This window comes from Moorena sp. SIO3E8 (genome assembly GCF_010692445.1).
Classification (GTDB): Bacteria; Cyanobacteriota; Cyanobacteriia; order Cyanobacteriales; family Coleofasciculaceae; genus Moorena; species Moorena bouillonii.
In genome coordinates, this window is the sequence record NZ_JAAHHM010000001.1 from 88,039 (window position 1) to 104,125 (window position 16,087).

The following is a 16,087-nucleotide window of genomic DNA, read 5'->3' on the forward strand; positions in this document are numbered from 1 at the left end:
TTTATTACAAAGTAAGATTTGCATAATCAATCAGGAAGATAAGTGATAACGAAACTCAAAGGTGCATCAGTTGGTGCATCAGTTGGTGCATTAGGCATGATAGTATTAGGCACGCTTAAACGCTTACATTACCATAAGCATTAACCAAACAACAAACAACAAACACCTTGCCATAACCCTCAAAACCAAATTTACAGAGTCCTAGTGGTTGACGATTCAAAGCTCTACCTAACGCTATAATCGCCATGATCTTAATCAAGAATTTATACAAAATTAATCAAATATATATCTGATATTTGTAAAAGGGTATGATTATTGTATTTAAGTTATCATTAAACCTGTAACTCTAGATTTATTTGTAAAACTACATGGCTCATTCAAACTAATTTAATGATGCTAACCATAGTTTATAGCAATTCTACGACTTGTGAGGTACAAATTTCTGTTTTTTAGGGAGCAGCGATGCAGCGCGGTCTTGGGGGTTTCCCCCATGAGCGACTGCATCAAGACGGGAGCAGGGAGCAGGGAGCAGGGAGCAGGGAAGAGGAACCCACCCCTAACCCCTCCCAGGAGGGGAAGGGAAGAGGGAAGAGGTAAAAAATAATGTGTACCTCATGAGTCCTAGAAACGCTATAGCTCAACAGAACAAAACGGTGACAGGCGAGAGTCCTGTGCTACTCGTTTAATAAAACTTATTTTATTTATTTAATTTTTATCTGGTTCAAGGTGTCAAGCCCTAGAGATTGGCTAGGTTAAATTCAGATAATTTTTATACCATCAATGTGGTCAATGTTGTCATTTACACCAACTATATTGCTGCTATCGGTCTAGATAGATAGACTTGGTCTGGAGAAAAAAGTTTGCTATTTTAGGGTAAGCATTCACCTATCAACTCCTGAGCTAACCCGCTACGGGCATGCTGTACAAACAGCTAATCTAATCCAACGTCTGATCAATAAAGAGAGTTCCCCCATAAGCTTGTTTTCGTGAGCGACGCGCTTCGTGATGGGTTGCTCCTTACTCGGTTCTGTTGCAGGAATCATCAATAGCTGATAGCTGGCAAGTACAGTAAGCACGTAGGGCGTTAGCTGATGGCTGAATACCTCAGGGGATGACAAGCAGCTTGAAAGCTGGACTGGTTGTGGGGTGACCGGTTGTGGGATATAGGGTGAAATTAAGCCGTAATTAAAACCTGTTAATCATAACTGAAGCAGATAGAGTAGTTTGCTGAAAATTCAGGGGCTAATTTATGCGAAATAAACCTGTGAATAAGCGCCAAGAGTGGTGAGGGTTAAAACACAATCAAGCCTGCTCCTCCCCTACTTCCCTCTCTGCCCCCACGTCCCTCTCTTGGGAGTTTTTTATGTCTCTTTACAAACAGTCAACAATAAACATTCAGCACATGAAATTTGTGAAAAGATTATCCAAATCATACCCTAGGCCAATCGATACTATTTACAATAGCTGAAATAGCAGTAATGGTTGAAGACAATAGTTTTTTTATATGATAAAATTAATTTGTAATTATGTCAGTCAGCGAAAAAATAGCTAAAATAATTTACGATTTGAGTATTTGCAAAACTTGCTGAAAAAAATAAATTCGTAAAAATAAATTAAAAAACTTACATAATCAGTTTATAAAAATAGTTTTATACTAATAAAATTAAAAGTTATCTAAATTAAGTTAACTAGTTTACCGTGGTTAAGAATCAGTCTATGTCTAATTCTAAACTTGACATGGCATTTGCCCAGCTCCAAGACGACTTGGATAGCCTTGAAAAGAATCTGATCCAACGTATCCAAGGGAAAGACACGATGTCGGATAAATTAACAGAATCAAGCAATATTAACCAAAAACTGCCACAAACTCCTATCGCCATTGTTGGCATGGCATCGCTTTTACCGAAAGCCAGAAATTTGCAGGAATACTGGACGAATATTCTTGAAAAAATCGACTGCATTAGTGATGTTCCTGCCTCCCACTGGAATGTAGACGACTACTACGATCCAGACCCCAGGGCACCGGACAAAACCTACTGCAAAAGAGGCGGATTTATCCCACATATCGATTTTAACCCCATGGAGTTTGGGCTCCCTCCGAATATCCTCGAAGTAACAGATGTTTCCCAGTTGTTAAGTCTAGTAGTGGCAAAGGAGGCGATGGAAGATGCGGGCTATGGCAAATCCCGGGAGTTTAATCGAGAGCGTACTGGGGTGATCCTAGGGTCGGCACTGGGAAAACAACTAGGTACACCACTTTCAGTGAGATTGCAGTATCCGATTTGGGAGAAAGTCCTAAAAAGTAGTGGGTTATCCGATCAGGATACTAAAAAAATTGTAGAAAAAATCAAGCTAGCCTATGTGCAGTGGAACGAAAATGCCTTTCCCGGGATGCTAGCTAATGTTATTGCTGGACGCATTGCCAACCGTCTAGATTTGGGGGGAACAAACTGTGTAGTTGATGCCGCTTGTGCCAGCTCATTAGGTGCTTTAAAAATGGCAATGAGTGAGCTGAGTGAGCATCGCGCTGACATGATGCTCACTGGAGGAGTTGACACGGATAACTCCTTGTTTGCTTATATTTGTTTCAGCAAAACCCCTGCCATCTCGCCAAGCCAGACCATTAAGCCCTTCGATGCTGAGTCGGATGGAATGATGCTGGGTGAAGGCATCGGGATGCTGGTACTCAAACGTCTGGAGGACGCTAAGCGAGATAATGACACAATCTATGCTGTGATCAAAGGCATTGGCACCTCCAGTGATGGTAAATATAAAAGCATTTACGCTCCTCGCCCAGAAGGACAAGCGAAAGCGTTGAAGCGGGCTTACGAAGATGCAGGTTTCTCTCCTACCAGTGTCAGCCTGATTGAAGCACACGGCACGGGGACTAGAGCTGGGGATCCCAGTGAATTCAAGGCTCTAAAGGACGTTTTTAGTGAAAACAACCCCAAAAAACAGTATGTTGCTCTCGGTACTGTTAAATCCCAGATTGGGCATACCAAAGCTGCGGCTGGTGCAGCTAGTCTAATCAAAACTGCTTTGGCTCTACACCACAAAATCTTGCCACCTACGATCAACATCACCAACCCCAACCCAACACTGGATATTGATAATTCACCATTTTATTTGAATACTGAAAGCCGACCCTGGATTCGGGCTGAAGGAGATGGGCCAAGGCGTGCTGGTGTGAGTTCTTTTGGCTTTGGTGGCACGAATTACCATGTTGTTCTGGAAGAATATGAACAGGAAAACAATCATGCCTATCGTTTACACCACACTTCCGAGTCCATTCTCCTGTCTGCGCCAACACCAGACCAATTGTTAGCTCGTTGTGAAGATACCTTACAAAAGTTGCAGTTTAAAACTGGAGAGCAGCACTACCAGGAACTGATTGATAGCTGTAAAGCTGAAGAAATTCCGGTCACTGAAGCTAGAGTGGGGTTTGTGGCGGATTCTCTAATACAAGCTTGCAGATGCTTACAAACCACTATTAACTGCCTGAAAAACAGACCACAAGCACAATCGTGGAATCATCCCCAAGGGATCTACTATCGTGAAAGTGGCATGAAGCTGGAAGGAAAAGTCGTTGCCCTATTTTCAGGCCAAGGTTCCCAGTATCTAGAAATGGGGCGGGAACTGGTGATGAATTTCCCTTGTTTGCGCCAGACCTATGGTTATATCGATAGTCTGTTCCTCAAGGATAGTTTGAAGCCCGTTTCAGAAACGGTTTTTCCTGCGCCTGTGTTTGATACAGCTCAACGGCATATCCAGGCTGAAGTACTGCAACGTACAGATTATGCTCAGCCAGCCATTGGAGCCTTCAGTGTTGGTCTTTACAAGATTCTGCAACAGGCAGGATTTAAGCCTGATTTTATTGCTGGACACAGCTTTGGAGAACTCACTGCTCTCTGGGCTGCTGAAGTTTTGAGTGATGAGGATTACTTTTTCCTAGTTAAAGCTAGAGGCCAGGCAATGGCAACCCCAGATGATCCAAATTTTGATCCGGGAGCCATGTTGGCGGTGAACGAAGAAGTTAATCGAGTCAAAGCGGTTATTGATAGTTTTCCTAAAATTACCATTGCCAATTTCAATTCGAATCGCCAAGTGGTCTTAGCCGGTTCAACAGCAGAAATTGCGAAGGTACAGGAAGTGTTGACTGAAAAAGGGTATTCTGCTATATTGCTGCCAGTTTCCGCTGCCTTCCATACTTCTCGGATTGGACATGCCCAAAAAGCTTTTGCTCAAGCCAGCGAAGCAGTTACCTTCAAAAAAGCAAAAATTCCTGTTTATACCAATGTGACTGGAGAGCGTTATCCCACTGAACCAGAAGACATTAAAAACATTTTGGGAGTAAACTTGAGCAAGTCAGTACTGTTCAAGCAGGAAATCGAAACTATCTACAATGCAGGGGGGTATTGCTTTGTTGAGTTTGGACCTCGGAGCATCCTGACCCACTTGATAAAGGATATTCTTGGTGATAAACCCCATGTCGCCGTAGCCTTAAATGCGAGTCGTCAACAGGATAGCGATCGCCAATTGCGTCAAGCGGTTATCCAGTTGCGCGTTGCTGGTTTGCCCTTGAAAAACCTCGACCCCTACCAAATTGAGCCTCCAGCACCCAAGACTGACAATAAAAAACCCCTGAATTTCCGGTTAAATTGCTCTAATTATGTGTCAGAAAAGACGAAAAAGGCTTTTGAACAGGCTTTGCAGGATGGACATCAAGTGACATCTCTTGGTCAGGATAATCGGGCAAGTCATGGGTCTACAGAGGAAACTCAACAGACAAAAATGCTCACCAATGGCAATCAGTCTAGCCAGAGCAATGGTAAGACAGCTAAGGCAAATTATCAGGGGAGTTCTTCAACTAAGCTTGTCACTGAATCGAAACAATCCTTGAGTAATGGAAATGGGTCTAGCCAGAGCAATGGTCACACCGCAAAGCCCAATTATCAGGGGAGTTCTTCAACTAAGCTTGTCACTGAATCGAAACAATCCTTGAGTAATGGAAATGGGTCTAGCCAGAGCAATGGTCACACCGCAAAGCCCAATTATCAGGGGAGTTCTTCAACTAAGCTTGTCACTGAATCGAAACAATCCTTGAGTAATGGAAATGGGTCTAGCCAGAGCAATGGCAAAGGGGCGATCGCCCAGAACCCAGGAAACAGGATTGCACTCTCGCCATTCATCCAGCCCACATCTCGGTTACGTCCCATGGAGACTTCTCAGACCAAACCAACATCAATTCCCACTCAACCTACCCAGAAGACAAATGGGCATCTTGTGACCTCCTCTGGGAGTAGCACCAATGACAGGTCTGATGCCAAACCAGCACTAGCTCTTACTCAACCCGCTCTTGAATCGAACATGCTCTCAACACCAACTCTATCTGTAAATTCCCAACGTATTTTAGAGAGCTTAGAGTATAGCTTGAAGTTGTTTAGTCAACATCAAGGTGAAACGTTACAGGTTCACGGACAATATCTGAACAATCAGCTGGAATATGCCAAAACCTTTTTCCAACTGATGCAGCAGCAGCATTCCTTGTTTGGCAACAGCAACGGAACTGATCAACAAGCGCAAACGAAGCAAGTTGTGCTACAAAGCTTAGAGCGCACTATGATGCAGTTTCACCAGCACCAAGGTCAGACTCTCAACGTTCATGAGCAATATTTAAACCATCAGCTAGAGTATACCAAGAACTTTTTCCAACTGGTAAAACAGCAGTATCAAGAGGTTCTCAAAGGTGAGGTTGTTGATCAACCAGGGCTAGAAGCTGGTAATGGTAATCAATTGCTGGAGAAGGAGTTAACCACACAACCTACTTCTACAACGGTGACAACATCGGTTACTAGTGTTCAGGATAGTATCAATAATTTGCCATCCACTACTAAACTGACTACAGCGACCAAGGAAACAAATAAGTTAGTAGAAAAGCAAGATAGCCAAACCTCTGACAATGGGCAAGTTGTAAACCAAGAGGAAACAGTTCAACCGAATCTCTGTGATAGCTCAAGTAGCTCGAGTGCATTTATAACTGTTCCTGGTGCTACCCTGGTTAAGGAGCCAGAGCCAGAGCCAGCTTTAAGCAATGTCTCAAAACCCGTTCAAGAAAGTCCAGTAGCTGAAGTTAAGGTTGAGCCAACACCAAAAGTACCATCTTCACCATCAGCAGCCACGGATATTAATGCCATTCGTCAAACTCTGCTCGATGTGGTTAGCGAGAAAACGGGCTATCCAGCAGAAATGTTAGAGCTGGATATGGATATAGAAGCAGATTTAGGCATTGACTCCATCAAACGGGTGGAAATCTTGGGTGCTTTGCAAGAGATGTATCCTGATTTGCCTCAAGCCAATCCAGAGGAACTTGGAGAACTGCGTACCCTCGGTCAAATCGTGGAGTACTTACAGTCTAATGGTTCCAAGGTTCTCCCTGTCCAACCTGAACCAACAAATGAGGTTAAACCAGTTGGTAAAAATATAGCGCTAAAAAATCCCACACCACTACCAGCTATAGATGTTAAGGCCATCGGTCAAACTCTGCTCGATGTGGTTAGCGAGAAAACGGGCTATCCAGCGGAAATGTTAGAGCTGGATATGGACATGGAAGCGGATTTAGGGATTGACTCGATCAAACGGGTGGAAATCCTAAGCGCTTTGCAGGAGATGTATCCAGATTTGCCTCAAGCCAATCCAGAGGAACTTGGAGAACTCCGTACCCTTGGTCAAATTGTGGAGTACTTACAGTCTAATGCTTCAAAAGTTCTCCCCGTCCAATCTGAAACAACAACTGATACTGACTTAGCTGAGATGGAAACAATCGAATCTGAGCCAGTGGAAAGCAATGAGGTTCAACCAGTTGAAGAAAGTCTACCGCTAGAAACTCCCACACCATTAACACCATTACCAGCTATAGATGTTAAGGCCATCGGTCAAACTCTGCTCGATGTGGTTAGCGAAAAAACTGGCTATCCAGCGGAAATGTTAGAGCTGGATATGGACATGGAAGCCGATTTAGGGATTGACTCGATCAAACGGGTGGAAATCCTAAGTGCTTTGCAGGAGATGTCTCCTAATTTGCCTCAAGCCAATCCAGAGCAACTCGGAGAACTGCGCACTCTTGGTCAAATTGTTGAGTATCTTCAACAGCAGACAGCGACGACTGAAAAAAAAAAGTTCCAGCAGCAGCCTTCTAGTGAGCAACTTGACCTAGATCATAATATTCCACGCTGTTTGGTAAAACTTAAAACTCTACCTGAGCCAGATAGTTTGGATTTCGCGTTACCTGACAAGCATATTGTGTTGTTAACCGATGATGGTTCACTAACTACATCCAAACTGGCTCAATCCCTAACAGACCGTGACTGGAAAGTGGTGGTCTTAAGTTTTCCCCAATCCCTGATTGCAGAACAACCACCTTTACCGAAAGGAGTTAGTCGTATTGTGTTGAACGATTTGAGTGAGGAGCATTTGAAACAACAATTAGCAGCAATTACTGCTAACTATGGTTCGGTTGCTGCATTCATTCATCTCAATCCTGCCATTGTGACTCAGCCCAATCATGGCATTCGCTTTCTTGACCTAGAAAAAGCTCTTCTTAAGCAGGTCTTTTTCATTGCCAAACATCTCAAACCATCACTGAATCAAGCAGCGCGTCAGGGACGGAGTTGTTTCATGACTGTTGCTCGTCTTGATGGAGCGTTTGGTTTAGCACAAAACGTGAACTTTGGTGCAATTGGTGCGGGTCTATTTGGATTGACTAAAACCCTAAACCTTGAATGGGAATCGGTATTTTGTCGGGGCATTGATCTGAGTCCTGACCTGAATGCTGAGGGCTCGGCTCAGTACATCATGGCTGAACTTCACGACCCCAACCATTATATTACTGAAGTTGGATATAGTTCACTCGGGCGAGTAACCCTCAGCACTGAGCCATCCATCTAAATATAGTGCTTGAGTGCTCAGTGCTCAGTGTGACTAGTGGCAAAAATTAGGGTGCACCTTACCAAAGTATAAAAATCAACCAAAACGTTGAAAATGTCAACAATGTCGCAAATCTCCCCAGGAGAAACCCTAGACAGAAAGCTAGTTCCTATCGAGGAAGGGACGGAAATCTTAAATCGCCTTGCTAAATCGAGTTATGTAGTAACGATGAGTCGCGTCAAAGGACCTCTGAGTGAAGAAATTCTTAGACAAGCTCTTGACCTGATTCAATACCGTTACCCTTGTCTTAACTGTCGTATTGTTGGCTCGTTAGATAATCTCTGGTTTCAAACTGGAGGGGTGTCCAAGATTCCTTTGCGTGTGGTTGACAATCTCTACAACGAACACTGGCAAGAGGTTGTTCTCGAAGAGCTCAATCAGGGAATTGAGAGTGATAAATGTTTGATGCGGGCAGTGCTAGTTCGTGCTGAGAGTGAAAATAGTGCGAGCTATCTGATTACATCAACCCACCACGCTATATCAGACGGCTTATCTTGTGTCCGACTGCACTCAGGAATTTTGACCTACTGCGAGAAAATTCACTGTGGGGAACCAATAACTTCAGTGCTTCCCTTACCCATACTCCCACCCATAGATAGGTTAATTCCGATATCAACTAGGGGATTCCAAGGCATTTGGCATAGATCATTGCTATTATTACGAATAATTTTTAATCAGGTTTGGTATCGACCAAAAACTCTCGGGTTTGAGAAGTGCGTACCCATTAATTTACGCCGTTGTGGTATGGTGCAAAAATCCTTAGACAAAGGGTTAACCCAAGAGTTGATCAATCGTTGCAAAAAGGAAAAGACAACAGTACACGGTGCCGTGTGTGGGGCGATGCTGTTGACTGCCGCGAAAAGCATCACAGTAAATAAGAAAAAAAGGTTGTGTGTAAGTTGCCTATCCTATGTTGATTTGCGCAGACGCTTGGAACCAGTGGTCAGTGATGAGGTCATGGGGAGCCTAGTTTCATGTGTTACCTCATTTCACACCTTACAGAGCAATCTATCATTCTGGGATTTAGCTCGTAATGTTAAAAAACAGCTCGAATATCGTTTGAATGGAGCAAATATATTTAGAGTTATTATTATCACTAAAATTTTTCTAAAAAGGTTTTTAAAGCGCCCTAATCAAGGGTCGGCAACGGTATCTGTAACCAATATTGGTAAAGTCAACATTCCTAAACATTACGGAGCCTTTGAACTAGAAGAAATCAGCTTTGGTTCAGCCAACGCTTCTTTTGGGGGAAGTTTATCGGTTGCTGTTTCAACCTTTGACGAAAAAATGATATTAAACTTCATGTTTTCTGACCCATCGATCAGTCATGATTCGATGGAAATATTTGCAAACAATGTCATGTCGTATCTTATTGATGCTTGCTTGCCCAAGGTAGCTTGACCCCTAACGTAGGGCCACAAATGCTAGCTATAGACCCCTGATAATAAAAGTTAAACAAGAGTAACTATTTATAAATTAATTATCCAATTATTGGGAAACTTTATGATACAAACAGCTCAAATCAGTCAATCATCAGTGTTTCTTGTCAGTGGCGGAGCAAAAGGCATTACCGCTGAGTGCGTGATTCGGATGGCACAGCACCAACCATCCAAATTTATTCTACTGGGTCGTTCATCAATAATGAAAGATGAACCAGCTTGGGCAAAGGATTGTTTTCATGAATCTGAATTGAAAAAACGGATTATGGAAAATATCCGTGCCCAAGGACAGAAGCCTACCCCCATGGAAGTAAAACGGGTATTTAAGACAATTGCTTCGAGTCGAGAAATTCACAAAAGTCTCCTGGCAATTGAACAGGCAGGCGGTCAGGCAGACTATATTGATGTTGATGTAACCGATGCTCTAGCCTTACAGCAAAAGCTGGCCACTGTGGTTGAGCGCATGGGTCCAATTACCGGTATTATCCACGGAGCAGGGGTTTTAGCGGATAAATTAATTGAAAAGAAATCGGAACAAGATTTTGAGACCGTTTATGCTACGAAAGTAAAGGGTTTGGAAAATCTCCTGAGTTGCGTCAGCCCAGGTCAACTGGATTATTTAGTTCTATTTTCGTCTGTAGCTGGTTTTTACGGAAATATCGGTCAGTCGGACTATGCGATCGCAAATGAAATTCTCAACAAATCAGCTCATCTGGTCAAGCAACACCATCCCTCCTGCCATGTGGTTGCCATCAATTGGGGACCTTGGGACAGTGGTATGGTGACTTCTGAACTCAAGAAGGCGTTTGCTAAGCGCAACATTGAAATTATTCCGATCCCAGTGGGGACAAACATGCTAGTTAAAGAACTGGATAGTGCCAATCAGGACACGGCGCAAGTGGTGATTGGCACTCCACTGGAACCGGTGTTAGGGGAGTTAAACCCTGAGTTACGAACCTATCGTATTCGCCGCAAGTTGACAGTGGACGCTAATCCCTTTTTACAAGATCACGTCATTGGCGGTTATCCAGTATTGCCAGCTACTTGTGCCGTAGGATGGATTATTAATGCCTGTGAACAACTCTATCCCGGTTACAAATTCTTCAGTTACACAAATTTCAAGTTCTTTAAAGGGATTATTTTCAATAATAATCTGGCAAGTGAATATGTTCTGGATCTCAAAGAAATTGCTAAGACCAATGACGGTTCAATAGAATTTGAAGCAAAAATTCGGACGAAAAAAGAAGAAAGTAAAATTCCTTATCATGAGCATTATCGGGTTCAGATTAAGCTAGTCAGAGAAATTCCTAATGCTCCCACTTATGATAACGCTAACGTTGAGGAAGATTATAAAATTAGTGAACAGATTCCATCATCATTATATCAAAGTGAAGAATCTTCATTATTTCATGGCCCTTCCTTTTGGGGGGTGAAACGGGTCTTGAATCTGACTCCTACAAAAATTACGGCAGCCTGTGCTTGGTCATCTATTAGTGACCAACAACAAGGGCAGTTTACCATTCAAAATTTCAATCCCTACATCGCTGATCTTAAGACACACCCTACTGGAATTTTGATTTATTATTTTCATCAAGAGGAATTGTTACCTGCCCAATCAGAAAAATTTGAACAATTTGCCATGATTCCACCGGGAGAAACTTTTTATGTATCTACGGAACTAAAATCTAAAGTCAATAAAAATGTCATTGTTGATATCATAGCCCATAATCGTGAAGGACAAATCTACTCCCGTTGGCTTGGCTGGAAAGGAACTATTTATCCTATCGGGTCAAAGGGCATATAATTTTATAATAGCAAGTCATTTAATACCCAAACTATAACTGATTCGTAAACTGATTAGCCAAAACTGTCATTTTTGATAAATTATCTATGGATAAAATAGCAATAATTGGATTATCTTGCCTTTTCCCTGATGCGAAAACTCCAGAAGAATTCTGGCAGAATCTGATTAGCAAAAAAGATTCCACTTCCTTATTAACTAAGGAAGACATGGGAATTGATCCGGCAAAATTTTTTAATCCATTAAAAAATCAACCGGATAAAACCTACTCCTTAATGGGAGGATATATCCGAGATTTTACGTTTGATGTCACTGGATACAACTTGCCGTCAGAACTTCTGGAAGGGTTAGATCCTCTCTTCCAAAGGTGCCTGTATGTTGCCAAACAAGCACTACAAGACAGTAATTATTTGAGCAATGACAGTGTGCTCTCAAAGTGTGGTGTAATTTTGGGTAATCTCTCAAGCCTTACTCCACTCTCGAATGAACTCTTTGGATCGATTTATCAGCACACTATCGAAGCTGCACTTAGGGAGCTTTTGCAGAATCAAAACTTCCAGTTGGCAAAATTACCGAAATCTGCCAAATTATCTCTGTATAATGGGATGAACTCTGGCGTGCTCTCAGCGTTAGTCGCCCAAGCTTTTTCTCTATCCGATATTAACTATACCCTAGACTCGGCCTGTTCCTCATCACTGTATGCTGTTAAATTGGCAAGTCATTACCTACTATCCCACAAAGCTGATTTGATGTTAGCGGGAGCCATCAGTCATGCCGATCCAATTTATGTTCGGATGCTATTTTCTGGTGTTCAGGGTTACCCTGAACATGATATCAGCCGACCCTTAGATCAATCGTCCAAAGGTCTAACCCCAGCCGATGGGATTGGTATGGTGGTGCTCAAGCGCTACAGTGACGCGATTCGAGATGGTGATCAAATTTATGCCACAATCTGTGGTAACGGATTATCCAATGATGGTCGGGGAAAGCACCTGCTGAGTCCGAACCCCCGAGGCCAAATTTTAGCCTATAAACGAGCCTATGCTGAGGCAAACATTAGTCCAAAGAGCATCGATTATTTAGAATGCCATGCTACTGGTACTTTCCTTGGTGATACCACTGAATTAGGCTCTGTAGATACCTTTTTTGGTCAGCATCAAGCATCTATGCTGGTGGGTTCTGTCAAATCTAATTTGGGTCACCTGCTAACTGCTGCTGGTATGGCCAGCATGATGAAAGTCATTTTGAGTATGTCAAAGGGTGTAATACCCCCGACCATTAATATAACGACTCCCCTCAGCTCTCCTAATAATGTGATTGCAGCGGAGCAAGTGGTTCGAGCTGCAACTCCCTGGCCGAACAATAAACCGCTTAAACGCGCAGCCATCAATGCCTTCGGTTTTGGGGGAAATAATGCTCATTTGATTCTTGAGCAATCCACTCAGGTCGAAGAAATTCCTGATTTTGAACCGGAAGCCTCTACACCGGTGCCAGCTACTAAGATGGCGATTGTGGGCATGGACAGCTTTTTTGGCTGCTGTGATGGTTTGGATGGGTTTGAGCGCAGTATTTATGATGGAACCCAGCATTTTATCCCCCTTCCTAACCAGCGCTGGAAGGGAATCGAGGAGCAAGAGCAATTGCTCAAAGACTATGGCTTTACAGACGGTAAAGCACCCTTAGGCGCTTACATCCAAGATTTTGACATTGATACATTACGGTTTAAGATACCGCCCAATGAAGCAGACACACTCAATCCTCAGCAACTGCTAATGCTTAAGGTAGCCGAGGGTGCTATCAAAGATGCAGGACTAAGTGAGGGGGGAAATGTGGCAGTGATTATCGCTGCAGAAACCGAACTTTCTGGTCATCAGCTTCAGCAGCGATGGCATCTGTCTTGGCAACTCAAAGAAGGTTTTGTTGAGACGAATCAATCCTTAACCTCCGAAGCTATCGATACCCTAGAAAGCATTGTTAAAGATAGCATCCACCACCAGGCAAAAACCAGTGACTATCTCGGTTACCTTGGTGTGATCACAGCCAGTCGTATTTCTGCTCTGTGGGATTTCAACGGGCTTTCCTTCACCCTCGGTGCTGGGGAAAATTCCACCTTCAAAGCTCTAGAAACGGCACAACTATTACTCGCTGCTGGGGAGGTAGATGCGGTTGTTGTGGGTGCTGTTGACCTAGCTGGCGGTCTGGAAAATGTTTTGTTGCGAAACCAATTGGCAAAGGTCAACACAGGAGTAAATACCCTCAGTTACGACCAAAACACTAATGGCTGGATGGTTGGCGAAGGAGCTGGCGCTGTGGTTTTAAAGCGTCTTGATACAGCCAAACAGGAGCAAGACCGTATTTATGCAGTGATTGATGCCATGAGTTTGGTAAAAGCCCGTGGGACATCAGACCAGGTCAATTCTTTCCCTCAACCGCCTCTGGCTGAATCTGTCATACAAGCGTGTCAACAGGCTCATACTCAAGCAGACATTAGACCTGGGGATATTGGCTATTTAGAAGTGTTTGGTAGTGGAGTAGCTCAGGAGGATGAGGCAGAGATTCGCGGATTAACCCAAGCCTATCAAACTGCTAAGGCTGATTTAAGCTGTGCCATAGGTAGTGTTAAGGCAAATATTGGTCATACCTATGCTGCTTCAGGAATTGCTAGCTTAATCAAAACGGCACTCTGTCTCTATCACCGATATATTCCAGCAACACCTCAATGGACTGGTCCTAAAATGCCCGAGGTTTGGCAAGGTAGTCCATTTTATGTGGCAAATGCATCAAGACCTTGGTTTTTAGCACCAGAGAGCCCCAAACGAGTAGCAGCAATTAACGGTATGGGAATGGATGGGACTTATTCCCATATAATTTTGTCAGAGGAACAGAGTCAGTGCGATCGCAACAGCAACTATTTGGAGCAAACACCGTTTTATCTGTTTCCCATGGCTGCTGATGGTCAATCGGAGTTACTCGAGCAGCTGCATAATTTAGAACAAACTATCGAAAATTGTGTTTCTCTATCTACTGCTGCTCGGCAAACCTTTGCCACCTTTCAAAAACGTTCTCAGGCCGCTTATACCCTGGCAATTCTCGGACACAATAACGATGAATTAAAACGAGAGATCCAGCGTGCAATTAAAGGGATTCCCAAAGCTTTTGATACAGGTAAAGACTGGCAAACGCCTATGGGAAGCTATTTTACAGCTAAACCACTGGCTAAACGGGGTACCGTTGCATTTGTTTATCCCGGTGCTTTCAATTCCTATATCGGACTAGGTCAGAATATTTTTCGACTGTTTCCCAAAGTCTACGAGGAGGCAGATAAACATATCGCCAGTATGGCTTCGATGCTCAGGGAAAGACTTTTTTATCCAAGGAGCTTAAATTCCTTATCCAGAAAGCAACTGGAAGTCCTTGAACAGCAACTGTTAGATGATTCCCATAGCATGCTCATATCTGGAATGGGCTTTGTTAGACTCTTGACCATAATCATGAGGGATTATTTCCAAGTTCAGGCTCAATCTACCTTTGGGTACAGCCTAGGGGAACTTAGTATGATGATTGGTCAGTCTGTCTGGAGTAACTATGATCAAGCTATCGATGGCTTAAGCTCCTCTGAGATATTTCACACAAGACTGTCTGGTCCTAAAAACGCAGTTCGCGAGTATTGGGGATTACCCCAAGGCAATGATGATCAGCACAAACAAATTTGGAGTACCTATGTTCTGATGACTCCGGTATCCCAAGTTGTGGAATATCTCAAACATGAGAATCGCGTCTATCTTACTCATATCAATACGCCAAAAGAAGTGGTAATTGCTGGTGATCCTCAAGCTTGTCGGAGGATGATTGACACTCTCAAATGCGATGCCTTCCGTGCTCCTGCCGATGATGTACTTCATTGTGACGCCATGGCTTCTGAATATGATGAACTTGCTAGACTCACAAGTTTACCGATTTGCAGCCAACCAGAAACTATTTTTTATTCCGCAGCCGACTACAAACCCATTACCCTTGAGAGCCATGCCATTGGTCACGCTATCGCCAAGGGTCTTTGTCAGCCCCTCGATTTTCCTCGGCTAATTAACCAAGTTTATGACAATGGAGCCAAGATCTTTGTGGAGGTAGGCGCTGGGAGTACTTGTTCTAGATGGATTCGTGAAAACCTCAAGGATAAGGAACATGTCACAGTTTCCCTCAATAAAAGAGGTTCAAACGACCATACCTCTATTGTCAAAGCTTTGGCCAAGCTAGTTAGTCATCAAGTGTCTCTGGATTTGTCGCCGCTGTATACTCAGGAACCAGAAAATGCTGGTCAGCGGCGCTCAATGGTTAAAACCATAACCTTGGGTGGGAGCCGGATTAAGTCCAGAATTTTGAGCAATACTAACCAGGAAATTGCTGAAACTCTATCATCAAACGTCCTAATTCATAAGACTTGGGAACAGCCACAGACTTTGCCCAATGTTGAACCATCTGAACCCGTAAATTTATCAAACTTTCAAAGTACTGTCCTAAACCATGAAAATAGTGCTAAGTGTGCTTTAAATCACTGCCTTACAAGCAACGAAAAATTAAACTATGGCCAGCCCATTAAAATGCCGCTGGATAATAATAGTTTCAGTCTAGAATTAGCCCAAAAAAATAACAATTTTTGTCCGGAAATAACCCTAAGTGAATTACACAAAAATCAGTATCAAAAACTGAGTTATAATACATCTCGCATCACCAAAAACCATGCTGCTTTTTTAAGGAATCAACAAGAATCCTTGAAGCAAATTGGCGACATTATTCAGCACAAAGTAACGTTTTCAAAGCAGTTGCTTGATTCTGAATCATAATTGTGTATCAACCAAATATGAAG

At 43.1% G+C, this 16,087-nt stretch carries 4 protein-coding genes; all 4 read left to right on the forward strand.

Features of this window, described 5'->3' with window-relative positions:
• Window positions 1-1,716: 1,716 nt before the first annotated feature.
• The 4 genes from F6K46_RS00220 to F6K46_RS00235 all read left to right on the forward strand — a co-directional run bounded on the left by F6K46_RS00220 (window position 1,717) and on the right by F6K46_RS00235 (window position 16,064).
• Window positions 1,717-7,944 (forward strand): type I polyketide synthase, encoded by a 6,228-nt coding sequence (locus tag F6K46_RS00220; protein ID WP_293051171.1) that lies wholly within the window; start codon window positions 1,717-1,719, stop codon window positions 7,942-7,944.
• A 93-nt stretch (window positions 7,945-8,037) separates the two neighbouring features.
• A complete protein-coding gene (locus tag F6K46_RS00225) occupies window positions 8,038-9,384 on the forward strand; it encodes a condensation domain-containing protein (RefSeq protein WP_293051168.1) in 1,347 nt (448 codons plus the stop codon).
• 102 nt (window positions 9,385-9,486) lie between these two features.
• Entirely contained in the window at window positions 9,487-11,226 is a 1,740-nt protein-coding gene (locus tag F6K46_RS00230) for an SDR family NAD(P)-dependent oxidoreductase (protein WP_293051165.1), read from the forward strand.
• An 86-nt stretch (window positions 11,227-11,312) separates the two neighbouring features.
• The gene (locus tag F6K46_RS00235; protein ID WP_293051162.1) at window positions 11,313-16,064 is read left to right on the forward strand and encodes a PfaB family protein; all 4,752 of its coding nucleotides are present in this window, start codon (window positions 11,313-11,315) and stop codon (window positions 16,062-16,064) included.
• Window positions 16,065-16,087 lie beyond the last annotated feature (23 nt).

What these genes read in the sequence shown, in the direction of transcription:
- F6K46_RS00220 (WP_293051171.1), top strand. Translation starts at nt 1,717, where the DNA reads ATGTCTAATTCTAAACTTGACATGGCATTTGCCCAGCTCCAAGACGAC.
- F6K46_RS00225 (WP_293051168.1), top strand. Translation starts at nt 8,038, where the DNA reads ATGTCAACAATGTCGCAAATCTCCCCAGGAGAAACCCTAGACAGAAAG.
- F6K46_RS00235 (WP_293051162.1), top strand. Translation starts at nt 11,313, where the DNA reads ATGGATAAAATAGCAATAATTGGATTATCTTGCCTTTTCCCTGATGCG.
- F6K46_RS00230 (WP_293051165.1), top strand. Translation starts at nt 9,487, where the DNA reads ATGATACAAACAGCTCAAATCAGTCAATCATCAGTGTTTCTTGTCAGT.